Genomic DNA, 22,723 nt, shown 5'->3' on the forward strand with positions numbered 1-22,723 from the left:
TAATGAATATTACTGTGGAACTCTGTGTTAATTTCAATATGATTATTATGATTGAATTATCATAAAAGATTAATGAAAATTCTATTCTTTTTGATTTCGTACTTCTTTAGCTTTTATGAGATAAAATATACTTAGAAAATTTGCAAAGCTAAAGAATGAAAAATATAACAATCCTTGCATTGGGTACTTTGTAGAGCTAACAAAAGCCCAAAATATCCAGCAAAATAATGAAAAATAAGAAATGATAAGTGCAATTTTATTTCGACCAATAAATGCTAAAAAGAATGATATTGATAACATCATTAAGCAAAATATCATAATAATATTTGTGAAAAATACTGCAATTCCTTGGTAGCAAGATCCTCCCTGAATTTTAAATGGTTGCGGTATGAAAATAAAAGTTACAAATGCAGAAATTATAAGCAGAAATAATGTTATAACAAACAGTTTAGGCTTTATAATATTCATCTTTTGCAAACTTTACTTCAGCAAATTTAATACTAAATTATTATTTGCGCGCTGCTTTCAAAATAATTTTTAATTCCCTACATTTTCTCAGTTTCTAAAATTTTTAAAACTAATTTTTCTTCCTGAGTGAGATCTGCTTTACCATCATTTTCCTCTATTTGTTCAAGCTCATCAAGATACTTTTTGATGGTGTTGTTTTCATACAGATTAATAACCAAAGGATGTACATAATATTTTCTGCATACCGTACTTGTATTTCCAAGATGGGAAGCAACTATTTCAAGGGCTTCTTTCACTTTTTTCTTGTATTCTGTATGGGTTTCTGCATAGCCGATTTCCTTAAAAGCAATCAGAGCATTTACGGTTCCCGACCACGTTCTGAAATCTTTCGCCGTAAAATCTTCACCGCTGATTTCTTTAATATAGTCGTTTACCATTCCGGAGTCTACAGTATGGCGGTTTCCTTCATCATCAATATACTGAAAAAGCTCTCTTCCGGGAATGTCTTTGCATTTCTGTACAAGTCTGGAAAGCCTTCTGCTTTTCAGATCAATATCATGCATTACGCCTTTTTTTCCTTTAAAATGAAAAGTTATTTTCTGTCCTTTAACCTGAACATGTTTCTCCTTTAAAGTCGTTAAACCGAAAGAACCATACAATTTTTCATACGCATTATTGCCAATTCTTATGTTGGTTCTCTGCATTAAACTTACGATCAGTGCAAGAATCTTTCTTTTTTCAAAATTTCTTAAGGCTAAATCTTTCTCCACCTGAAGACGGATATCCGGTAAAGCATACCCGAACTGAAGCATTCTGTAAAACTTTGTGTGATTTCTCAGGGCACTCCAAAGCGGATGATAACGGTATTGTTTTCGTTTTTTAACATCGAAACCTGTCGCCTGAAGATGTCCGTTGTCCAGCGCACAGATCCATACATTTTCCCAAGCCGGAGGAATTACCAGTTTGTTAATTCTTGTGATTTCTTCTTTATCCCTGATCTTTTCGCCATCTCTGTAGTAAGAATATTTTTTTCCGGTCTTCTTCCGGGTAATTCCGGCCGTTTCTGCATCGGTGGTATATATAAGATGTACCGCCTTTGCAGAGGCTACCGGATCTTTCATAATTTTTACGATCTTCGAAGGCTTCAGATGTGAGATGAGTTCTAGGTCTGAATTTTCCATACGATGATTTGGTTAAGAGTTCCTACCCCTTGAAAACAGCCATAAGATAATAGCTATTACGGCGACTACTACGATAATTCCCCACCACATTCCTGCTTTAAAGATCGTTTCTACTGCTTCGCAGCTTGTTAAAGTCAGCAGACACAATGCGGTCATGCTGTATAAGCTCCATTTTTTCATGATTAATTTATTATTTGGTGTTTGTTATTTTATACTCTGTGATGATCCGGTCGCCATTTTTTTATAGACCGTTTGATCTCATCGCCCGAAATATTATCATTCAGTGCTTTGTAAAGAAGTTCTTTAAATTCATCGTCGTAAGAAAATCTCAATGCAGCGATCTGGTCAAATTTCAGTCTGCTTTCAACCTCATCAGACCTCTGCTGGAAAAGTTCGTAATACCTCTGTTTAAATTCTAACCGAACCAATCGGTTCTGAAGAACCAGCGCATAATGCTGTCTCAGCATAATGGCAAGGTAGAAAAGAAGAAAGATAACAGCGGAAAACAAAATCCAGATCAGTTGGTTGGTTTCATCTTTAAAGATTTTATAAACTCCGAATATCTCCAATCCCAAGAGCAATGGAAGATAGATGAAATGATGCGGCGGATAAAATTTCCTGTGATTTTTGTAATTCTGACTTTCCATATTTTGTAAGTAAGCAATAACCTTTCCAAAATGTTAAATTTTAACAACAATTGATTTTTGTGGTATCTAAATATTATCGTTTTCTTATCCGTAATTCGAAATTTCTGATTTTTTATCATCATTAAAAGGATTTTTTTTAGGAGCTTTTTCCGGCTTTCCGCACTCGCTGTTTCTTGATTTTTGGATTTGCGGCGGCGAAGCCGCCGCAAATCCAAAAATCAAGAAACGAGCTCAGACAAATGCTGCAATCCGGGCTAGGATGTTTACTGTTCCACAAATATTTGCCATTTCAGGAAATCAAGAATAACATGGAACAGAAAAACGTTCAATCATGCAGAAACGGTTTAAAAACAACAATAATTTCATCTTCAAAACTCAAAAAAATCGTAACTTCACCTCTTTAAAAAATTAAGATAAAATGACTTCAAAGGAAAAAGTAGCTGCGCTTCGTGAAGAAATGCAGAAAAATAATGTTGATGCATTTATAGTATATTCCGCAGATCCTCACATGAGCGAATATCTTCCGGAAGAATGGCAGGAGAGAGCATGGCTATCGGGATTTCTGGGTTCTGCAGGTTTTGTGGTAGTTACCAAAGATAAAGCGGGACTCTGGACAGACGGAAGATATTTTACACAGGCTCCGATCGAGCTGGCTGGTTCAGGAATCGATCTTTTCAAAGACGGAATGGAGGGAACACCTCATTATATCGACTGGATCATTTCCGAAATTCCTTCAAACGGGAAAGTAGCGGTAAATGCTTTGGCAACTTCTCACGCCAACTGGGAACTTTTAACACAGAAGTTAAGTGCAAAAAATATTACCCTTGAAGACCTTCCTTTACTGAAAGAAATCTGGAAAGACAGAGGAACGCCTTCTAAAAATCCGATATATGTACATCCTGTAGAAAGAGCAGGGAAATCCGTTGTGGATAAAATTGCTGCAATACGCCAGAAAATGGAAGATATTGAGGCAACGGTACATATCATTTCAAGCTTGGATGATGTAGCATGGACGCTGAATTTAAGAGGAAGCGATGTAGAAAGCAATCCTGTGTTTTTAGGCTATATCGTCATCACCAAAAACGATGCGAAATTATTCACAGATTTGGATAAACTTGAAGTAGAAGCCAGAAGACAACTGGACGAAGCATGGGTGAAAATGATGCCTTATGAAGAATTCTACAATTGCCTGAAAGAATTTAAAAACGAAAAAGTTCTCGTTTCTCCAAACAGCAACCAGTCGATTTTTGAAGCTTTGAAATCTGAAAACGATTTCATCAAAGCTCCGGTTCCTGGAAATCTGATGAAAGCCCAGAAAAACGAGACCGAACTTGAAGGTTTCAGAAAAGTAATGGTAAGAGATGGCGTTGCAATGGTGAAATTCTTGTACTGGCTGACTCACAACGCCGGAAAAGAAGCCATGAACGAATATTCTATTGGTGAAAAACTGAGAGGTTTCCGTGCAGAAGGAGAGAATTTCGTAGGCGAAAGTTTCGGAAGCATTGTTGGATACAAAGACAACGGAGCCATCATGCATTATTCTGCAAAAAGCGAAGGAAGCAAAGAAGTTACCAATGATGCAAGTATTCTGGTAGATTCCGGAGGTCAGTATCTTGAAGGGACGACCGATATTACTAGAACTTTAGCTTTAGGAGCGGTTTCTGAAGAATTCAAAAGAAATTCTACGTTGGTTTTACAGGGTTTGATCCGTCTTTCCATGGTGAAATTCCCGAAGGGAACAAGAGGGGTTCAGTTGGATGCGATTGCAAGACTTCCGCTTTGGATGGAAGGTAAAGATTACAACCACGGAACCGGACATGGAGTAGGAAGCTTTATGAACGTTCACGAAGGTCCGCAAAACATCAGAAAAGATATGAATCCGCAGGAATTATTGGTAGGAATGGTCTGCTCAAACGAACCGGGGTATTATCTTGAAGGAGAATACGGAATCCGTCATGAAAACCTGATTGCCGTAAAAGAATCTGAAACCACCATTCACGGTACTTTCTACGAATTTGAGACTTTAACATTTTGTCCGTTCTTTAAAGATACCATTGTGAAAGAAATTCTTTCTGAAGAAGAAATCAACTGGCTGAATGCTTATCACAAAACATGTGAAGACAAAATTGCGCCATATTTAGAAGGAGAAGTCAAAAACTGGTTCCTTGAACTGGTAAGTCCTTTGTAAAAAAAATAAACAGATTCAAAAACCGTCCTGCAAGTATTTGCAGGACGGTTTTTTTGTATTACCGTATTTTTACGGAGGTATTTTTAGGGTTTATCCTGAAAAATTAAAATGAAACTTAATTTATCTTTGTATCAACAAAAAGACATCATTCATATCTTCATATAGTAAATTCAAAGCAGGTAATCATCTCATTCCTTGAGGTGATTTTTTTATTTAAGACTGTATCTTTTGCTTACTTTTACCGGAAAATCATATTCAGTCTCAAATGGTAAAGGATTTCTTTCGCAGTTTCAATATATTTTCAGAACAGGAAATTGAAGAATTTTTAAGGCTTTTTGAAGTCCGGAAACTCAACAAAAACGAAATTTTTATAAGAGAAGGCGAAAAATGCAGAGAGATTGCATTTATAGAAACCGGCATTTTCCGTTCTTATTATATTTCCGACGAAGGAAAAGATATAACCTACTGCTTTAGATTTCCAAATGATCTTATGGCTTCTTACTCATCATTTATTTCCGGTACACCAAGTGTAGAGACAATGCAGGCGATTTCAGATGCCGATTTGTTGATTTTAAAGAAAGATAAAGTAGAAGAATTAGTTCAGATTCATCCGAATTGGATGAAATTTTTAAAGACAATCGCCGAACAGGAGTATCTCGAATTGGAAAAACGCTTTTTTCAGTTACAGAGAGATAATGCGACACAGAGATATTCTGTTTTACTAAACGATCAGCCGGAGTATATTCAGAATATTCCGTTGCAGTATCTGGCTTCTTATTTAGGAATTACACAAAGACATTTAAGCAGAATCAGAAAAGAAATTACTTTTTAGACATTTGTCCTACACCTTGAAGTACCGCCTTTATAGTTTTGTAAAAAAATTATATGAAGTCAAACATTTTAATTATTGGCGGAAACGGAACGGTCGGAAAAACCATCGCAAGAATTTTTGCATCAAGAAATCCGCAGGCTGCTATTTTCATCGGAGGCAGGAAACAGGGAAAGACGGACAATGATTTAATAATTGATGTTACCAAACCTCACACATTTCAAGTAATTATTGATAAAAAAATAGACGTGATCATACTTTCTGTGAATGATAAGGAAGATCATGTTCTCCGTTTTGCCATTGAAAACAAGATAGATTATCTGGATATTACGAAACCGACTCCGGATCTTGTGCAAGCCTATGATTTTGCTAAAAAACACACGATAAACAGCAGAATTGTTTTCAGCTCCGGCTGGATGGGTGGAATTGTAAGTGGATTAATCAACGAATTTTCTGATAGTATTGATGATATTGATGAAGCAAAGCTTTTCGTTTACTATTCTGTGAAGGATCTTGCGGGAGAAAGTTCGGCTCATTTTATGGCTGAAAATGTAGCTAAGCCTTTCTTTAAATATCAAAATAATAAACCGGTTTCTATCAAACATTTTCTGGATGCCGAACCATTCAGGTTTTCTTTCGGAATCGGAACAAGACAGGCTTATAATTTTGATGTTCCTGATTTATACATTTTAAATCAGATTGAAAAAATACCGAACGTAAGTGTTAAGATGACTTACAATTCAAAATTTATCACCTGGTTATTGGGAGCATTTCAAAAAATAAGACTGTACAATATTTTATCTTTAAAGGAAAGAAAAATGATTTTCGGCTCCAGCGGAAACGGCGATCAGTCGGTTTTCGAAATTGTTATTAAAACCCATGAAGGATCTAAGAAAATAAGTCTGCAAAGTACGAAAGGGCAGGCTGAATTAACAGCCTTATCCGCTGTTTTGCATGTAGAGCATTTGCTGAAAAATTCTTATGAAAACAAAATTTATTTTAGTCATCATTTATATCAGAATTCTTCATTATTCCAATCTCTCAATGCCTATGAAACCATTCATATAAAAATAACAGAATGAAAAAGATATTGATTATTAACGGTCATCCTAACAAAGATTCTTTCAATTTTGGGATAGCAAAAGCTTATCAGGACGGAGCTTTGCAGTCTGGAGCGGAAGTTAAGGAAATCGTTATTGCAGATTTAAATTTCAATCCGAATCTACAGTTTGGGTATCAGAAAAGAATGGAGCTGGAGCCTGATTTGGTGAAAGCCTGGGAAAAAATACAATGGGCGGATCATCTGGTCTGGATTCATCCGGTTTGGTGGGGAGGTTTACCGGCAATAACGAAGGGTTTTATCGACAGACTTTTTCTGCCTGGTTTTGCATTCAAATACAGAGAAAATTCTGTTTGGTGGGACAAACTGCTGAAAGGAGAAACGGCTCACATCATCACAACATTAGATCAGCCGGGTTTATATTATCGTTTTTTCTTTGGCAGACCGAGCGTGAATCAGCTTAGAAAATCTGTATTGGAATTTTGTGGAGTAAAGCCTGTAAATGTTACTTATATCGGAATTATTAAAACTTCGGATATAAAGCAGCGCAAGATATGGCTTGAACAAATAAGACTGTTAGCAAAAAAACAGAAGTGACGATTTTGAATATCGTTTTAGAACTAAATGAGGTACTTTTTGAAAATATTGCTTTGTATTTTAACTTGGAAAAAAGCAACCGAATATCATGACAATAGATAAAGGATATTTTTGTTTGCGGTTAAAAACCGTAAATTTGCAGCATGAATAACGATACCATTTGTGCGTTGGCAACTGCCAATGGAGTAGGTGCTTTAGGAATTATAAGAGTTTCGGGAGTTGAAGCTTTAGCTGTTGTGCAAAAGTCTTTTCCGGCGAAAAATTTGGCCAAACAGAAGTCTCACACCATTCATTACGGATATTTTATGGACGGGGAAGAAGCGATTGATGAAGTGATGCTTTCTATTTTTCTGGCTCCGAAAAGTTTTACCACGGAAAATTCTGTGGAAATAGCCTTTCATGGCTCTCCGCACATTGGGAAACGTATTCTTGAAACGCTGATTAAAAACGGCGCAAGAATGGCAAAAGCCGGAGAATTTACGCTTCGTGCTTTCATCAACGGAAGAATTGATCTTTCTCAGGCTGAGGCGATTGCCGATGTTATTGCGTCTGAAAATGAAGCTTCGAGGAAAGTGGCAATTAATCAGTTGAAAGGAGGAATTACGAACGAAATTTCTTTCCTGAGAACCGATTTGCTGAATTTTGTTTCATTGATTGAATTAGAGCTTGATTTTGCAGAAGAAGATGTAGAATTTGCAGACCGGTCGGCTTTGGTTGAGCTTTTAAATAAGATCGAAATAAAGTTAAATTCCCTTATTGAAAGTTTCCGGTACGGAAATGCCATCAAAAACGGAACTGCGGTTGCCATTATCGGAAAACCGAATGCCGGAAAATCTACCCTTTTAAATGCTTTGCTAAAGGAAGAAAGAGCGATTGTAAGCAACATCGCCGGAACAACGAGAGACACGATAGAGGAGATTCTTCATATAAAAGGTCATGCTTTCCGATTAATTGATACGGCAGGATTGCGTGAAACAATGGATGAAATTGAAGCAATTGGTGTGAAAAAAGCCAAAGAAAAAGTAGAAAATGCCAATATACTGGTTTATTTAGCCGATGCTGCAACAGAAGATTTTTCCGAAGACATTGAAATGATCCAGTCTCTGCAAAGAGATGATCTGAAACTGATTATTTGTGCAACAAAAATTGATGAGGTTTTTCCTGTAACATATGAAAAAGTTGAAGATATTTTCAGAAATGCAATATCTCAGGAATTTGATTTTATTAAAATTTCTGCTGTTGAAAATCAGAATATTCAGGATCTTAAAAATGAATTGTCTTCTTACGTAGAACAGTTAAAAGCTTCTGAAAACAATGTTGTGATTACCAATCAGCGCCATTTTGAAGCACTACAGAAATCTTTGGAAGCCGTACAAAAAGTAAAAGAAGCAATTACTTTCCAAATTTCCACCGAGCTTTTAGCTTACGAATTACGAAACGCACTGGAACATCTTGGTGAAATTTCGGGCGAAGTCACAAATGATGAGGTTTTGGGGAATATTTTTTCGAAGTTTTGTATCGGGAAATAATTTAGCTTTTCTTTGTTTTCTTTTTATTTCTTTTGTTTGATTATCAATCATTTATAAAAATTTTATTTTCTCTTTTTGGAGTTTATTTATATATTTGTACTACTTCTGTACCACTTCGGACTATCAAAATAGTGAAAAGTAGTACAAAGTAGTACAAATCCAAAGTTATGAAAATATCACTTAGTCAAAGAAAATTGAAAGATGGAAGAATCAGTCTGTCGATTGAGTTTTATCGTGGTTCCGAAATTACTGAAGACGGAAAAAGGAAACATCTGAGGACTTTCGAAAATCTAGATTCTTATTTAATTTCAGATCCAAAAACAGCAAAGGAGAAAAAGGAAAATAAAGAAGCTTTAGAATTTGCAGAAAACGTACTTGCAATTAGAAAGGCTGAATATGCGCAAGGGAGATTTGAATTAAAAAACACTGCAAAATCCAAAAGAATATTTCTAAATTATTTTGCTGAACTGACAGAAGAAAAGCAAAAGCAAGATACTTCTAATAATTATGGTAACTGGTTTTCTACGCTGCAACATCTCAAAAAGATTGTTCCAAAAAATATGACATTCGAAGAAATTGATGAAAGCTTCGTCAAGAAAGTTCACCGATATTTTGAAAAAGATGCTCTTACTAAAAGTGAGCTGCCACTTTCTCAAAACTCAAAATATTCATATTTCAACAAGTTTAAAGCTGCTCTACGGAGTGCTTTCGATAATGGATATTTGACGATTAATTATGCATCAAAAGTCAAATCCTTCGAACAAGCTGAAAGCCAAAGAGAATATCTGATTTTTGATGAATTGCAACGTTTAGCAAAAGCGGAATGCAAATACCCGGTTTTGAAAAAAGCATTTCTTTTTTCGTGTTTATCAGGACTACGTTGGTCGGATATTAATACTTTGACCTGGAAAGAAGTTCGTGATGAAGGTGATGTTTCCAGAGTCAATTTCCGACAAGAAAAAACTGAGGGTGTAGAATATCTTTATATTTCAAAACAAGCCAGAGAATTGCTGGGCGAAAGACAAGATCCGCAGGAAAGAGTTTTCAAAGGATTGAAATATGGAATGACCTACAATAGTGAAATTATTCGCTGGTGCAATCGTGCTGCCGTTCCTAAGCATATTACTTTTCACTCAGCCAGACATACGAACGCCGTTCTTTTGTTAGAAAACGGTGCAGATATTTACACGGTTTCCAAAAGACTGGGACATCGGGAATTAAGAACAACACAGATTTACGCAAAAATTGTGGATAGCAAAATGAAAGAAGCTGCTGAGATTATTCCGGAATTAAATATCGAGTTATGAAAATCCGTTTTCTATTTTTAAACTCAATGAAAATCGCTATTTAATCCAGATTAATCTTTTTTAATCTTTTGACAGATAAAATCAATCCAGAGTAGTCTTATTTAGCCCACAAGCTACTGATAATCTTTTATTTATGGTTATTATTGTTGACTTTTGTTTCGTTAAATCAATTAAAAGAAACACATGGAAAATAATGAAATCATCATTCATAAGCTCAACCGAATTGAAAAGCATATTTTCGGACTAAAAGCAATTCTAAATGTAGAAGAGCTTTCAGATTATACAGGATTTAAGAAATCCTATATCTACAAATTGGTTCATACCAACTCTATCCCATTTTCAAAACCTTCCGGAAAAATTCTATTCTTTGAACGAAAAAAGATTGACGAATGGCTGTTGAAAAACAGTCATAAATCAAATGACGAGATCCAACAAGAAGCAATAGAATTTTCTTTACGCAAAAAATAAAACCTAACTACTGCCATAGTTAGGTTTAAATGTTTGTTTTACTGGGAGTAAAGAGCAAATATAAAAATTATTTGCGACTCCTTCCAAAATCAAGAATGCTTTATGGAAGAGAATAAAATTCTGTATCAAATCGAGACAGAAACGAAAACCATATTCGACAGAGCGATTAATTACTTGAATTCAAAATATTCAATTAGATTCAATACAATCTCTCTTGAGCTTGAAATTAAACTTGTTTCGGATAAAAAATGGTCAGCACTCAATTTAAATTCTTTATTTATAGAACTTGTCAGATCCGGAATTGATATTCCGATTAGTAAATTGGAGATTCTGGTCAGAAGTCATTTAATCCAGCAGTACAATCCGATTCGAGAATATTTCGAAAAATTGGAAAATTGGGACAACGATAACCATATCAGTAAGCTTTGCAGTTATGTAAAGACGACCGATGATAAATCCTTCCAAAAATATTTCGAGAAGTGGATAACCAGGACTGTAATTTGTGCGTTGAAGCCTGGCTACATCAACAAACAGTGTTTTGTTCTGTTCAATACTAAGCAAAATAGTGGAAAGACAAGTTTTCTGCGATTTCTCATTCCTGCAAATCTTGAACAATATTATACAGAAGACATTGGTGTTGATAAGGACGGCTTAATTTCTTTATGCAAAAACCTTCTGGTCAATATTGATGAGCTTTCGGTAATGTCAAAAACGGATGTCAATATTCTTAAGTCTTTCATTTCAAAAAATACCGTCAATGCACGTTTGCCTTACGATCGCAAATCATCATTGATGCACAGGACGGCTTCATTTTGTGGTTCTACTAACCGGTCGGATTTTTTAACTGATGAAACCGGAAGTGTACGTTGGCAGATTTTTGAAGTTTTGGAGATTGATTTCGATTATTCAAAGGAAATCAATATTGAAAAAGTTTGGTCACAGGCATACTATAATGCTTTTGAAAGAAAAAATTACAATCCGGAACTCACCGCTGAAGATATCCAGGAAAATGAAAATCGGAATGAAAAATTCAAACAAGTATCCCTGGAACAGGAAATTATCCTTAGTCATTTCGAAAAATCCAAACTACAAAGTGAATTTTTGACGCCTTCGGACATTATGCTTGCGATGAACAATGCGCTTGGTGTACGGCTGAACATCATAAAAATTGGTAAAGCCTTGACCGCAATGAACTACGAAAGAATAAAACATCCCAAAAGACAAGTCTATGGATATTTGATTCGAAGAAAAATTGACGAATGATATAATCTAAAATTACTTACCTCTTACCTGAAAACTTCGGAAACCATCATTTACAAAAAGTTTACGATAAGGTAACTGAATAAAATTAAGCTTACCTCTTACCTGAAAACTTCGGAAACTATCATTTACAAAAAGTTTACGATAAGGTAACTGAATAAATTAAGCTTACCTAATTACCTGAAATAAATGAAGGTAACCAAGTAATAAAAGGTAGGACGTAAAATCCGTAGAAATTTCGATGAATAAAGGCATAGGTAATAAGGTAGGCGAATTAAAAAAACTTTATAAACAAAACACAAAAATACAATTTATGAACTGTAAACAATTCAACAGCATATCGTTGGAAGAAGTCCTGCTTTCTCTCGGACACCTTCCTACGAAACAAAATGAAAAAGAAGCCTGGTATCTTAACCCCTTTGCCAGCGAATCGCAGGCCTCTTTTAAAATTAATAAAAGCCTAAACTATTGGTATCTCTTTTCAGAAGGAATTGGTGGAAATAACACAGACTTTATGAAGAAATACCTGAATACTTCCATTAATGGAGTTTTGAACTGGGCAGACAGCCAAAATTTTTCTTCTTTTCAAAATCAAAATGTTCCCTATCAGAAATTTGAGAATCTTCCTAAAACGTATGAGATAATAGAAATAAAAAATGTTCAGCATCCGGCACTTCTGGAATATTTGAATGAAAGAAAAGTGCAAAGCCAAGCCGAATATTTAAATGAAATTCATTACCGAATGAATGACAAAAACTATTTCGGAATTGGTTTTAAAAACGATTCTGATGTTTATGAAATTCGCAATAAATATTCAAAAATATGCCTGGGTAAAAAAGATATTTCAACAATCAAAAACGGTTCCGATTCCCTTCGGATTTTTGAGGGCTTTTTCGACTTTCTTTCTTTTAAAACTATAGAAAATCAATTGGCAAAAGGACCGTCTGATTATCTCATTTTGAACTCTGTTTCTATGATTCAAAATATTAAAAATTCACTTGGAAAATATGATAAAGTAGAGCTTTATTTTGATAATGATGAAGCAGGAAATCGCGCTGTAGAAATCATTCGCAATGAAACAAACAATCCAGAAGATTGCCGGGTTCTGTATTCAGATTTCAAGGACTTGAATGAATATCTTATTAAGAAAACCGAAGAAGTTCAAAAACAATATAAATCTGTATTTAAGAGATGAGAAATTCAAAAACTTTTGCTGTGAACTTATTTGAGAAAATGTTTGATTTAAATTCGAAAAATAAAATCGGCGCAAATACTATAGCTGTTTTTACTTTCATCCTCTACAAATGTGAAGATCCACGAAAAGAAATTGTTTTATCAGACTATCAAATGGCAAGAGAGCTTGGTCTTTCCAGGCAAACGGTCATCACTGCAAAAAATAAGCTCAAACTTTTAGGACTTTTAGATTACAATAGAAATCCGGGTTTTCCAAATCGTTTTATTTTAAATGGAAACCCAATGCTAAAAGTAACACCAAAAACCTATGAAATAATACATAAGCCGATTGATGGATTAAAAACCATTGTGGAATCGGAAAATAATACCAAAAGTTTATTTTCAAAATATCCAAACTTAGAACAGTTTATGGATTTTGCAAAAACTTTAAAAGACTATTCAGAAAAGCTGGATGATTTACTGATTCAAAAATTTCAAAAATGGGAGCAAGCAGATTGGGAAAATTCAATTGGAAGACCTATTTTGAATTGGCAAGCTACTCTCGAAAAAAATATGAATACGCTTGATGTTTCACACTTTAATGGAAACTCTTCGTTATCTAATCTTCCAAAAATTAAAAGACCGAAACTAGATTAAAATCAACTACTCCGACTGGTCTAAGTTAAGGTAGACTAAATAAAATTTCTGACTTATGAAAACTCTATAGCAAGATGTGTCTTTGTATATACAAAATTTTCATTTTGTACCTCCAAAGACTCTCTTGCCTTTTCTGCGAAAAGGGTGAAAAAACTTCGGAACTCGTTTTTTTTTCTTTGGGAATCTTTTTTTTAAGGTTGAAAATCCAAAAATTTTAAATCGATTGAGAGGATTGATAGTGAAGAGAAAAAGTATTCAATTAATAATCAGATCATCAAAATAAATTTTATATTAGTGGTGGTAATAGCTTTACTAAAGTTAAATAAATCAGATTGACTCAGTACGTAAATTTGGAACTTAGTGGCAAGATTACCATAAACTATACATTAAATTATCATGACACAAGAAAGAAGATTTGCAATTATTATAGGTATTAATGATTATGAAATTAATCCCCTTGATTTCTGCGTAAATGATGCAAATGCTGTTGCAAAAAAATTAGAAGAAAAATGTTTATTTAAAAATGAGGATATATTTTTAATAACAAGTGACGAAGTAAAAACTACAAAAGATATAACTGGGCATTTTGAAAATTCATTAAAACAAATAGGAAATAATTTAATACCAACTAAAGACTCAATATTTTTCTTTTTTGCTGGTCATGGGAAATATCAATTTGAAAATTCAGGATTACAGTTTCATGATAGTTTTACACAAATCTCTGATGTCTTTGACAAAATAAATGAATTAAAACCTAAACATCAATGTTACGTCATAGATGCTTGCGAGTCAGGAGGTAAAGTTTTAACAAGAAGTACTGCAAATCAAAATTTTATAGATAGATATATTGCAAAAAGTTTTGGGACTTTGTTTATGTATGCATCTACAGAAGATGAAACAGCTAGAGAAATTTCAGATATAAAGCACGGGTTATTTACTTATTATTTCATTAAAGCTATAGACAATGATAAGATTTACGATGAAGGAATTCTTACTCCAAATAGAATACAAGAATATATAGCTAAAGAAACACTTAAGGAAAGTGATTTTAAGCAGACACCGGTTATTGAAAGTAGAACAGTTGGATATTATCCATTTGCCTATAATAATGAGGGAAGGGAGAATCTTAGAAATAGTAAAGAATTAATTAATGATGTTAAAACGAAAAAAGAAAAGATTAATAAATTTGAATATTTCCCTGAAATTCCAAGTGACATAAGAACAAAAACTTTTGATGAACTCAAACTTACATTTGAATCTGAATTTCAAAAATGGATTGGCGAATTTCAAGCTAAAGGGTATGATATAAAAATAGGTGACAACTTTAATATTTACAATGAGTCTATTGCAGATAGATTAACTGACAGTATAGTAAAAAAAAGTATTAGTGAGAAAGTTATCTCTATCAATAATGTTTTTAGTTCAGAACGTGAAATTATTAAGCCGGATCCAGTATCATCAGTATTTAGTACCTTAAGTATGCTTGATGCTATGTTTAAAAAGAAAGAACCCGAATATATTTATCGTAATTATATTAATTGGCAAACTAAAAATATCATTTGTAAATCAATATTTTTTGATTCACAAGAAGTCACTAAAGTTTCATTTGGAATAACGTTAATTATGTATCAAGCTATTTACGGGGCTGGGTTAGCAAAATCATCCTTTTATTTAGATTACAATGGCTATTCCAATAACACAATAAATGGTCCATTTACTAAGATAGAAGCCTTTAAATTCAATAACGAAATGTTTACAAAAATTTCAAATAGTATTTTAGATGAATTAAATTACTTTGAAAGAATGGTTTATACTTGGAATGAAAACAGAATGCAATCTATAAATGACTTTGATAGGAAAAGTAAATAAGTTTTATCATTGACAATAGTAAATGGCTTTTGCTTTATGTATTGCTAATTTAAGACTTTTCACTTCAATTTCCGCCACTATCGCCAACCTAAAAATGTTCTGGAAATATTATGAAAACCATAAACTATATATCACATATGCTTGAAGATAATACTGAGGAAATAAAATCTTTAGTATTGTATTTTGACCAAATAAACATTATCGAACAAAGACATCTTCATATTGTAGCGCCCACCAATGCTAAACCTGACAAAAATGGAAAGGTCAAAGCTCAAGTAATTTCGACAAATGATTTTACTGATGAAAAGTTTTTATTACACTTAAAAGAGTTCGAAAAAAATAAAAATATAAAGTATCAAATTGATATAGATAGTATTGGACAAAGTCCAGAAAAAGGAATCAGCTCAGTAAGCAGCGACATGCAAATAAATGACCTTGTACTGTTTCATTCAGAACTCGTAGGAAAAAAGCAAAATGAAAAGAAAATTTTAGACGATAAAGGCAGAGTTGTATTAAGTTATGATTTACAACTGAATAAAGAATCTTCAATACTTTCAGAAAAATTTTTCAACAAAACTAACAATGTAAACCAGTTATTATCTTATTATGCTCGAGTTTTTAAAACGTTTGTTAACTATTATGAACAAGGAAAAAATGTTTTTACTTCTAGTAAATATGTTAACGATCTTTTTAAAGAAATAAACAAGACCGACAGATTTAAAAATGCTCAAATTGCATTTAAAAACGAATTCAACATTACACCTACATTTGCTCTTGAGGCTATTAAATTGGGTGTCCCTAATTTGGGGAAATTTCCGCCTGAAGAAATCTTAAAATTTAAAGAAAATTCAAAAGATGAATTATCAGAGTTTCAATCAAAAATGGAAAATTTAACTTTCGATTTACTAAATAATTATGATTATAATTATATTAACACGAATGCGCAAAAGATTGCAGATTTAAAAATTCGACCTCTAATTGAAAATATAAATCATACATTAAATAATTCTAAATATAAAGTTATTCAAGAATTAATCAAAGAAGCAAAAGACCCAAAATCCTACTCTCCTCTTTTACTAACTTTTTCTGACCAAATATCAAATTCTATGATCCTACTAATTAGTGCTGGTTTGATTAGTTTAAACGTTGGACTTGAACAATACTCTAGAATTAAAGAAGCAAAAAAAGATGGTATTTATTATTTATATAAGATGAACAAATACTTCGCCTAACAGTAGTTTTGCGAAATTTGGCCTTCTATTTAACAATTTTCTTCTTTTCTGCATTAGTTTGTTCTATTTTCTTACCTGTCTTTAATGAAAAAAAAGAAGCCCACGCCGTTGTATATACTATTGAGTATTTAGTGAGTGTTCATAACCTCACCCTACGGGTTTACAAGCACCCTCATTTTTAGCTATCCGATGATCAATTCGATACCAGCCTTTTCTGCTTTGTATTTTATTTTGGTCTGTAGTTCATAATAGCTCCAGTTACGAAGCACGAATTCCTGTTCTTTTGCAATCCCAATTTTGTCTTCTTGATTTTTGAGAATCAATGTGCCAGCCTGCTGCCGAATGCAGAAATCAATTAGCTTACGACTGTATAGATGAAGATGATGACTGACAAAACGGTTTTCCAGATTTTCTGTTTTGTGAAGTGCCTTTTGTTTCCGTTTCGTTCCATGTCCTGAACGGGAATAACCACTCCGGCTCGAATCCTTTTATTACTGGTCTGGATCGCCAGCCTGCGGTATAGAAATTCCTCTTTCGAGCCAATATTCATTCGCGCATTATTTGCTTTTACCACAATCGGATGTTCCAGAGACAAAGAAGCTTCAGCAATGATCTCGGGTTTTAAACCATGGTCATCCTTTTCAAACTCAAAGACAGACAGCCAAAATATTTTACCGTTTTTCAGCTGGACTTGTGAGTTGCACAGCTTGATCTCTTTTCTTACAAGGCGCTCTAGGATTAAATGTTTATCAGAGAAGTCTCTCCCTAAATAGGTTTTAACGGGAATCGCAAACATATTGAAGCAAAATGCTTTCTTTGCCGCATCATACTTCATTTTGCTGATGCATTTCACCGGAAGCGGAATAGGAATGTCTATTTTAAAGTTTCTCAGTGATTGCGATCCCTGCCAGTAGTCGCCTTTGTTTTTTGAAAAAGTGGATTGGATAGTATTGTTCAGACATCCCAGAATGTCGGTGGGAATTTCTCCTTTAAAACGGTCAAAGACAAGCCGTGCTGTGGTGTTTGTTTTCGAACGGTCGAAGATTCCCATTTCATCCTTTTTTTCATCAACCAACTTGTATTGAATTTCTTCGGTGAGGTAAAAGAAATCCTTAATCATTTCCTGTACATACAGATGGGAAACAATCAGATTAGCCGCTCGGAAACAGCGGTTCTGATAACGGTAGAGCTTTTCCCACATTTGGCTTTTATATTCAGACGAAACATCAATCACCAGTTGAATTTTTCGGGTAAGGGTTATCGTAGACTTTTCCATTTCAAAGCGGTATTTCGGAAGTGTTTTGATTTTGCAGATGCTGATAGGCGTACAGAAATTCCCGATGGACTACCTTTACCGGCAATTTGAGTTCTTTGGCAATAACTGCAAATGAAGATCTCTGCTCAAACCTTCTTTTCAAAATATCAAGTTGTTGACTACTGAGTTTTTCTGACTGCTCCTTGTTATCGAAAGCTTTTTCCTGTGGCTGTTCAAAAGAACTTCTATTAAGAATTTTCCGAAGATCATTTATAGCTCTGCTCACCTCATTGCTGATGTCTTTCACACTGCTTCCCATTGCTTCTGCGATTGGTTTGTGCTGAAAGCCATATTCCAAGCAAAGTTCGATCAGGTGTTTCCTTTTTGGATCCAGAACAGGTAAAACCTTTTTGACTTCATCGAAATTTTTCTGATCCGATTCGTGACTGAGGAGATTCTCTTTATCATTTAGGGGATCATAACCCACAAGATAATCCTGATAATTCTCAAAACTTTCAAGAGAAGCAACTAGACGGTTGAATTTATTCTTCGGCGCAGTGACATAAGATATGCAATCTCTTTTCATAACAAACCGTAAAAAGCCAATAATATGCTTCGGAGTCTCAATACTGTCGCGGTGAAGCCACAATTTGAGGAATGTATCCTGAACAATAGTGTCCACGACAAAATCATCCTCAAGCACTTGCCTTCCAACCCAGAAAAGAAGTCTCTTGTAGCGTACATGTATATGTTCCAAAGAAGCCGTATTACCTTTTTTCAGTAGTTCATATAGCTGATGATCGTTGAGCTTTCGGGGTAAGGAGTTTGTTCTTTTCATAAGCAGTGTATTTGAGCTGATTATTGCTTGAAGAGCTGCTTCGATTACTAAGATGAATTCTCTACATCATTGAAAATACTCACTCACTACATCATTTTGCCAAAAGAAAGGCGTGGAACTCAACTTACAGACTAGAGGCACTGGTATACCCGTGTACGATAAGAGAGCCCACGCCGCGGTCGTGAGCTAATTTACTTATCTTCCCGTACACATAAAAATTACCAGTTTTCTAGTCGAGAATCTAAGCAATAGCTTCGATTATTATCATTGAAGTATCGCAAAGTTACCTTTATTGTAACTTATTTGGCAAATATAAAACATTTTTCTTAATGTAGGCTAATTAAACTACAAAAATTTATTTAAATCTCATCAATTTGTCTATTCAAAGTTAACTGCAATGAATAAATTAGAATTTAGAATAGCATTTGGTAAGAGAGTGGAGATGTTTAGGAAAAAGCTGAATTTAAGTTATAGAGAGTTGGCTCAAAAATGTGATGTAGATCATAGTAATATTAGTAAAATAGAAAAAGGTGAAGTAGATCTTAGAATCTCAACTGTTCAAGAATTAGCCAAAGGTCTAGATGTGCATCCACAAGAATTGTTTGATTTTAAATTAAAGTAATGTTTACGATTAAAAAAAGTAGATATTAATTGTAAAGAATCATCTATTAAGTGTTCTGAACTTAAATAAATTGCTATATTTTTATAAATTCTAAACCAGAATTTTATAAAATTATATTTGTTTGGTTTTTAACAGGTTAAAATGACTCAAAAAGATATTAAACAGCTCGAAGTAGAGCTTTGGGAAGCAGCCGATGAATTAAGAGCTAATTCAAAATTGACTGCGGCTGAATATAAAGATCCGTTATTAGGATTAATTTTATTGCGTTTTGCTGAAAATAAATATTTAGAAGCAAAAGATAAATTGCAAGAAATACTACCTATAAATCCTCGTACTGGAAAACGCCGTGATGCTACCAAAGATGATTATGTTGCTCTTGGAGCAATGTTCTTACCGAAAAAAGCACAGTATACCCATCTTGCCAATTTGCCCGAAAGTGAAGATTTAGCCGAAGCGATAAATTCCGCGATGAAACTTATTGAAAATGAGTACAAAGAACTGGCAGGTATTCTTCCTAAAAATTATCAGGAGCTTACTCCTGAAGATGATTCTGATAATAATTTACTGGCCAATTTGATCCGTATTTTTAACAGTGACTCAGTTCAAAAAGCTAAAGGTGATGTCTTTGGAAGAGTATATGAGTACTTCCTGATGAAACTTTCAATGATGGGAGCCGGTGCACAAGAAGGAGGGGAATTCTTCACACCTCCCTCATTGGTACAGTTGATTGTAAATTTTATTCAACCGGATCACGGGATTATTCACGATCCTGCGTGTGGATCGGGAGGTATGTTTGTACAAACCGCACATTTTATCAAAGATCATCAGAACAAAAAAGTAAACGAAGCTATTCAAGTTTTCGGTACCGAATATAAAAGCAATACCACACGTTTGGCTAAAATGAACTTAGCTATCCACGGAATAAACGGGAGTATCGCTAATAATAACTCTTTTTACAGTGATCCACACGAATTATTTGGAAAATGTGATTTCCTGATGGCAAATCCGCCCTTCAATGTGGATAAAGTAGATGCTAAGAATAAATTTTTAGCAGAAGATAAACGCTTACCTTTTGGTGCACCATTGACTGGTAAAGGAACAATTGGAAATGCCAATTATCTTTGGATACAGTATTTTATGTCGTATCTGAACCCAACTGGAAGGGCTGGTTTCGTAATGGCGTCTTCAGCAACTGATGCTGGAAATGCTGAAAAACGAATCCGTGAAGAGTTGGTAAAAACAGGAAATGTAGACTGTATCGTTTCTATCGGAAACAACTTTTTCTACACCCGTTCGCTTCCTTGCCATTTATGGTTTTTTGATAAGGGTAAGCGAAAAGAAAACAAGAATAAAATACTGATGATCGATGCCCGTAATGTTTATCGAAAGGTAAGCACTACGATTAATGATTTTTCTCCTCAGCAATTGGAAGGATTAACGGCTATAATGGCATTATACCGTGGTGAAACTCCTGAAATAGCAGTTGATAATACTTGGTTTAATGAGCATTTCCCTGAAGGAATATATAGTGATGTAGAAGGTTTGTGCAAAGTGGTAGATTTGGAAGAAGTTGCTGAGCAAGATTATAGCCTTACACCAGGACGATATGTGGGTGTAAGCATTGATATTGATATGGATTTTGATTACAAAACTCGAATGCAGGAATTGCATGACGAATTAGCCAAATTGAATACAGAAGCCAACCAATTGATGAACCAAATACAAGCTGTGAGATTATGAGGAAAGGCTGGAAAGAGGTGACTTTGGGGGAAATTGCTAAAGTTAAAGGTGGAAAAAGATTACCAAAGAATCACGAATTATTAGAAATAAAAACAAAGCATAAATATATACGTGCTCGTGACATAAAAGATGGCAAAATAAATTTTGACCAACCAGTTTATATTTCAGAAAATACCCATCTTCAAATTAAAAATTATATTGTTAATTCAGGCGATCTTATATTGACAATTGCAGGAACCATTGGTGAAGTAGCGTCTGTAACTAATGAGTTTGATAATTCTAACTTAACTGAAAATGCAGTCAAGATAATTGCAAACAAAGCACTTGTTTATGGTAAATTTTTAAAATACTATTTAGGTACAAAAGCTATTTATGATCATTTTCAATTATTAGCTTCAGGTGCAGCTCAGCCTAAATTAGGAATATATAAGATTATTTCCACCAAAATCCATCTTCCAGCCCCTCCCACCCAACATAAAATTGCTTCAATTTTATCGGCTTATGATGATTTGATAGAAAACAATTTGAAACGAATTAAAATTTTGGAAGAAATGGCACAACAAACCTACGAAGAATGGTTTGTACGGATGCGTTTTCCGGGTTATGAAACTGCGGTTTTTGATGAAAATGGTTTGCCGAAAGGGTGGAGTATTGCAAAACTTAGAGATGTTCTCGTCCTTAATTATGGTAAAGCATTAAAACAAGAAGTTAGAATTGAAGGTGAATTTAATGTATATGGCTCATCTGGAGTTGTTGGTAATCATATTGATTATCTAGTAAAAGGTCCAGGATTAATAATAGGAAGAAAAGGGAATGTTGGATCAGTTCATTTTGAAAATAATAACTTTTATCCAATTGATACGGTTTATTATGCGACAAGCGAGTTAAGCTTAAAATATCTTTACTATTTGATAAAAAGCTTAACTTTTGTCAATAATGATGCTGCTGTCCCTGGTTTAAATCGGGATGCAGCATACAATAAAGAAATTATCAAACCAATTCATACTCTAATAAAGAAGTTTGATGATTACTGTGCGCCATTATATGTTATTAAAGAAAATCTTCAATCTCAAAACAAACATTTACGAGAGACTCGGGATATTTTGTTACCACGTTTAATGATGGGGATAATTGATGTAGAGAGTTTAGAAACAAAACCAATTGAGGCTAAAATCATTCCGTTAGAACAACCTAAAAAAGAAGCTCCAAAAGAATTTAAAGAAGCCGTTTTGATTGCATGTTTAACTGAAAGATTTGGTAGCGAAAAATTCCCTTTGGGTAGAAAAAGATATACCAAGCTTTCTTATCTTTTTCACAGATATTCAGACAATAAAATTCAGGATTATCTGAGAAAAGCTGCAGGACCTTACAACCCAAAAACAAAATACGGCGGTCCTGAAAAGATTGCGCTAAATAGCAAATACATACAAAACTGGAAAGGAGATAAAGGTACGACAGGATTTGTAGTTGCCGAAAAGATAGATGATGCTAAAAAATACTTTTCCAACTACTGGCAAATAGCCGATTTGGATTGGCTTGTTACAAAGTTTAAATTTAAGTCTAATGATGAACTGGAGCTTTTGGCAACAGTTGATAATAGTTTGATAGAGCTTTCTAAAAAGAATATTGAGTTTACTTCAACCAATGTTTTGGACATTATAAAATCTGAAAAAGAATGGGAGGCGAAGTTGGAGCGAACGATTTTCAGTGATGCGAATATGGAGAGCGCGATTGGGTTTCTAACTGAAACATTACAGTATGAGAAATAATTAAAATTAAAAAACTAAAAACTAAACTAATACC

At 34.1% G+C, this 22,723-nt stretch carries 21 protein-coding genes; 15 read left to right on the forward strand and 6 right to left on the reverse strand.

The window, feature by feature from the left end; translation table 11 throughout:
* Positions 1-81 precede the first annotated feature (81 nt).
* From AC52CF_RS06280 to AC52CF_RS06295, 4 genes are all read right to left on the reverse strand, one after another.
* Positions 82-468, reverse strand: coding sequence for a hypothetical protein (locus AC52CF_RS06280; RefSeq protein WP_214590372.1), 387 nt, complete (start codon positions 466-468; stop codon positions 82-84).
* A 77-nt stretch (positions 469-545) separates the two neighbouring features.
* Positions 546-1,649, reverse strand: coding sequence for a DNA topoisomerase IB (locus tag AC52CF_RS06285; RefSeq protein WP_214590371.1), 1,104 nt, complete (start codon positions 1,647-1,649; stop codon positions 546-548).
* Between the two features lie 12 nt (positions 1,650-1,661).
* Positions 1,662-1,829: a phosphatidate cytidylyltransferase gene (locus tag AC52CF_RS06290; RefSeq protein WP_214590370.1), complete on the reverse strand. Its 168-nt coding sequence runs from the start codon at positions 1,827-1,829 to the stop codon at positions 1,662-1,664.
* A 29-nt stretch (positions 1,830-1,858) separates the two neighbouring features.
* Positions 1,859-2,296 carry a DUF6526 family protein gene (locus AC52CF_RS06295; protein WP_214590369.1) on the reverse strand — a complete coding sequence of 146 codons (438 nt, stop codon included), beginning with the start codon at positions 2,294-2,296 and terminating at the stop codon, positions 1,859-1,861.
* Positions 2,297-2,714: 418 nt separating this feature from the next.
* On the opposite strand from AC52CF_RS06295, the gene AC52CF_RS06300 reads away from it, so the two are divergent.
* The 12 genes from AC52CF_RS06300 (at position 2,715) to AC52CF_RS06355 (ending at position 16,465) form a co-directional block, all read left to right on the forward strand.
* Complete coding sequence (locus AC52CF_RS06300) at positions 2,715-4,484, forward strand: aminopeptidase P family protein (RefSeq protein ID WP_214590368.1); 1,770 nt, start codon at positions 2,715-2,717, stop codon at positions 4,482-4,484.
* A 265-nt stretch (positions 4,485-4,749) separates the two neighbouring features.
* On the forward strand, positions 4,750-5,316 hold the full coding sequence (locus AC52CF_RS06305; RefSeq protein ID WP_076394791.1) for a Crp/Fnr family transcriptional regulator: 567 nt from the start codon (positions 4,750-4,752) through the stop codon (positions 5,314-5,316).
* A 53-nt stretch (positions 5,317-5,369) separates the two neighbouring features.
* The gene (locus AC52CF_RS06310) at positions 5,370-6,395 is read left to right on the forward strand and encodes a saccharopine dehydrogenase (RefSeq protein WP_214590367.1); all 1,026 of its coding nucleotides are present in this window, start codon (positions 5,370-5,372) and stop codon (positions 6,393-6,395) included.
* Complete coding sequence (locus AC52CF_RS06315) at positions 6,392-6,970, forward strand: NAD(P)H-dependent oxidoreductase (RefSeq protein ID WP_214590366.1); 579 nt, start codon at positions 6,392-6,394, stop codon at positions 6,968-6,970. The genes AC52CF_RS06310 and AC52CF_RS06315 overlap by 4 nt, the downstream gene beginning before the upstream one ends.
* A gap of 143 nt (positions 6,971-7,113) precedes the next feature.
* Positions 7,114-8,499, forward strand: coding sequence for a tRNA uridine-5-carboxymethylaminomethyl(34) synthesis GTPase MnmE (mnmE, locus tag AC52CF_RS06320; RefSeq protein WP_214590365.1), 1,386 nt, complete (start codon positions 7,114-7,116; stop codon positions 8,497-8,499).
* Between the two features lie 167 nt (positions 8,500-8,666).
* Positions 8,667-9,806, forward strand: a complete 1,140-nt coding sequence (locus AC52CF_RS06325; RefSeq protein ID WP_214590364.1) for a site-specific integrase — start codon at positions 8,667-8,669, stop codon at positions 9,804-9,806.
* A 183-nt stretch (positions 9,807-9,989) separates the two neighbouring features.
* A complete protein-coding gene (locus AC52CF_RS06330; RefSeq protein WP_027374281.1) occupies positions 9,990-10,274 on the forward strand; it encodes a helix-turn-helix transcriptional regulator in 285 nt (94 codons plus the stop codon).
* Positions 10,275-10,376: 102 nt separating this feature from the next.
* Positions 10,377-11,537: a VapE domain-containing protein gene (locus tag AC52CF_RS06335; RefSeq protein ID WP_290260999.1), complete on the forward strand. Its 1,161-nt coding sequence runs from the start codon at positions 10,377-10,379 to the stop codon at positions 11,535-11,537.
* A 310-nt stretch (positions 11,538-11,847) separates the two neighbouring features.
* Positions 11,848-12,729 (forward strand): toprim domain-containing protein, encoded by an 882-nt coding sequence (locus tag AC52CF_RS06340; RefSeq protein ID WP_214590362.1) that lies wholly within the window; start codon positions 11,848-11,850, stop codon positions 12,727-12,729.
* Positions 12,726-13,364, forward strand: coding sequence for a hypothetical protein (locus tag AC52CF_RS06345; protein ID WP_214590361.1), 639 nt, complete (start codon positions 12,726-12,728; stop codon positions 13,362-13,364). The genes AC52CF_RS06340 and AC52CF_RS06345 overlap by 4 nt, the downstream gene beginning before the upstream one ends.
* A gap of 396 nt (positions 13,365-13,760) precedes the next feature.
* Positions 13,761-15,233 (forward strand): caspase family protein, encoded by a 1,473-nt coding sequence (locus tag AC52CF_RS06350; protein ID WP_214590360.1) that lies wholly within the window; start codon positions 13,761-13,763, stop codon positions 15,231-15,233.
* Positions 15,234-15,343: 110 nt separating this feature from the next.
* Positions 15,344-16,465 (forward strand): hypothetical protein, encoded by a 1,122-nt coding sequence (locus AC52CF_RS06355; protein WP_214590359.1) that lies wholly within the window; start codon positions 15,344-15,346, stop codon positions 16,463-16,465.
* A 355-nt stretch (positions 16,466-16,820) separates the two neighbouring features.
* Here the strand turns inward: AC52CF_RS06355 and AC52CF_RS06360 are convergent, their stop codons facing one another.
* Together AC52CF_RS06360 and AC52CF_RS06365 are read right to left on the reverse strand one after the other, a co-directional pair.
* Positions 16,821-17,741, reverse strand: coding sequence for a hypothetical protein (locus AC52CF_RS06360; protein WP_317195194.1), 921 nt, complete (start codon positions 17,739-17,741; stop codon positions 16,821-16,823).
* Position 17,742: 1 nt separating this feature from the next.
* A complete protein-coding gene (locus tag AC52CF_RS06365) occupies positions 17,743-18,558 on the reverse strand; it encodes an RNA polymerase sigma factor (RefSeq protein ID WP_214590358.1) in 816 nt (271 codons plus the stop codon).
* 397 nt (positions 18,559-18,955) lie between these two features.
* Between AC52CF_RS06365 and AC52CF_RS06370 the strand changes: the two genes are divergently transcribed.
* The 3 genes from AC52CF_RS06370 to AC52CF_RS06380 all read left to right on the forward strand — a co-directional run bounded on the left by AC52CF_RS06370 (position 18,956) and on the right by AC52CF_RS06380 (position 22,689).
* Positions 18,956-19,180, forward strand: a complete 225-nt coding sequence (locus AC52CF_RS06370) for a helix-turn-helix domain-containing protein (RefSeq protein WP_214590357.1) — start codon at positions 18,956-18,958, stop codon at positions 19,178-19,180.
* A 141-nt stretch (positions 19,181-19,321) separates the two neighbouring features.
* Positions 19,322-20,920, forward strand: coding sequence for a class I SAM-dependent DNA methyltransferase (locus tag AC52CF_RS06375; RefSeq protein WP_214590356.1), 1,599 nt, complete (start codon positions 19,322-19,324; stop codon positions 20,918-20,920).
* Positions 20,917-22,689: a restriction endonuclease subunit S gene (locus AC52CF_RS06380; RefSeq protein WP_496517953.1), complete on the forward strand. Its 1,773-nt coding sequence runs from the start codon at positions 20,917-20,919 to the stop codon at positions 22,687-22,689. The genes AC52CF_RS06375 and AC52CF_RS06380 overlap by 4 nt, the downstream gene beginning before the upstream one ends.
* Positions 22,690-22,723: the final 34 nt, after the last annotated feature.

The sequence above is a fragment of the Chryseobacterium sp. 2P genome (assembly GCF_059579425.1).

Coding starts and splice junctions, on each gene's coding strand:
- AC52CF_RS06280 (WP_214590372.1), bottom strand. CDS start 468: ATGAATATTATAAAGCCTAAACTGTTTGTTATAACATTATTTCTGCTT.
- AC52CF_RS06285 (WP_214590371.1), bottom strand. CDS start 1,649: ATGGAAAATTCAGACCTAGAACTCATCTCACATCTGAAGCCTTCGAAG.
- AC52CF_RS06290 (WP_214590370.1), bottom strand. CDS start 1,829: ATGAAAAAATGGAGCTTATACAGCATGACCGCATTGTGTCTGCTGACT.
- AC52CF_RS06295 (WP_214590369.1), bottom strand. CDS start 2,296: ATGGAAAGTCAGAATTACAAAAATCACAGGAAATTTTATCCGCCGCAT.
- AC52CF_RS06300 (WP_214590368.1), top strand. CDS start 2,715: ATGACTTCAAAGGAAAAAGTAGCTGCGCTTCGTGAAGAAATGCAGAAA.
- AC52CF_RS06305 (WP_076394791.1), top strand. CDS start 4,750: ATGGTAAAGGATTTCTTTCGCAGTTTCAATATATTTTCAGAACAGGAA.
- AC52CF_RS06310 (WP_214590367.1), top strand. CDS start 5,370: ATGAAGTCAAACATTTTAATTATTGGCGGAAACGGAACGGTCGGAAAA.
- AC52CF_RS06315 (WP_214590366.1), top strand. CDS start 6,392: ATGAAAAAGATATTGATTATTAACGGTCATCCTAACAAAGATTCTTTC.
- mnmE (WP_214590365.1), top strand. CDS start 7,114: ATGAATAACGATACCATTTGTGCGTTGGCAACTGCCAATGGAGTAGGT.
- AC52CF_RS06325 (WP_214590364.1), top strand. CDS start 8,667: ATGAAAATATCACTTAGTCAAAGAAAATTGAAAGATGGAAGAATCAGT.
- AC52CF_RS06330 (WP_027374281.1), top strand. CDS start 9,990: ATGGAAAATAATGAAATCATCATTCATAAGCTCAACCGAATTGAAAAG.
- AC52CF_RS06335 (WP_290260999.1), top strand. CDS start 10,377: ATGGAAGAGAATAAAATTCTGTATCAAATCGAGACAGAAACGAAAACC.
- AC52CF_RS06340 (WP_214590362.1), top strand. CDS start 11,848: ATGAACTGTAAACAATTCAACAGCATATCGTTGGAAGAAGTCCTGCTT.
- AC52CF_RS06345 (WP_214590361.1), top strand. CDS start 12,726: ATGAGAAATTCAAAAACTTTTGCTGTGAACTTATTTGAGAAAATGTTT.
- AC52CF_RS06350 (WP_214590360.1), top strand. CDS start 13,761: ATGACACAAGAAAGAAGATTTGCAATTATTATAGGTATTAATGATTAT.
- AC52CF_RS06355 (WP_214590359.1), top strand. CDS start 15,344: ATGAAAACCATAAACTATATATCACATATGCTTGAAGATAATACTGAG.
- AC52CF_RS06360 (WP_317195194.1), bottom strand. CDS start 17,741: ATGGAAAAGTCTACGATAACCCTTACCCGAAAAATTCAACTGGTGATT.
- AC52CF_RS06365 (WP_214590358.1), bottom strand. CDS start 18,558: ATGAAAAGAACAAACTCCTTACCCCGAAAGCTCAACGATCATCAGCTA.
- AC52CF_RS06370 (WP_214590357.1), top strand. CDS start 18,956: ATGAATAAATTAGAATTTAGAATAGCATTTGGTAAGAGAGTGGAGATG.
- AC52CF_RS06375 (WP_214590356.1), top strand. CDS start 19,322: ATGACTCAAAAAGATATTAAACAGCTCGAAGTAGAGCTTTGGGAAGCA.
- AC52CF_RS06380 (WP_496517953.1), top strand. CDS start 20,917: ATGAGGAAAGGCTGGAAAGAGGTGACTTTGGGGGAAATTGCTAAAGTT.